The 353-nt window shown below is 35.4% G+C and carries 1 rRNA gene; it reads right to left on the minus strand.

Features of this window, described 5'->3' with window-relative positions:
- A 23S ribosomal RNA gene (locus H5187_RS24460) occupies positions 1-105 on the minus strand; the annotation flags it as partial.
- Positions 106-353: the final 248 nt, after the last annotated feature.

The following is a 353-nucleotide window of genomic DNA, read 5'->3' on the forward strand; positions in this document are numbered from 1 at the left end:
TCTCAAGTGCTTTTTACTAGCTTGACTAGGCTTATCGCAAGTTAATACGTCCTTCATCGCCTCCAACTGCCAAGGCATCCACCGTGTACGCTTAGTCACTTAACCATACAACCCAAACGGGTCTTGCTTTCGCAATACTAAACAGTAAAGTTTAGTCATACGTTAGTGACAGTTTAACTTCGCCAGAAGTTAATATTGAATACTAAAGTAGATACCAATCAACAAACGAAACGTTCATTAAATGGCACTGAATGATACTGCTATCATTCTTTTTTACTTTTGAAAACTCTGTACAAATACACTGTATTTATACGAATTTTATTATCAGCTTTTCCAAATTTTTAAAGAGCATA

This window comes from Pseudoalteromonas sp. SG44-1 (assembly GCF_014164315.1).
GTDB lineage: Bacteria > Pseudomonadota > Gammaproteobacteria > Enterobacterales > Alteromonadaceae > Pseudoalteromonas > Pseudoalteromonas rhizosphaerae.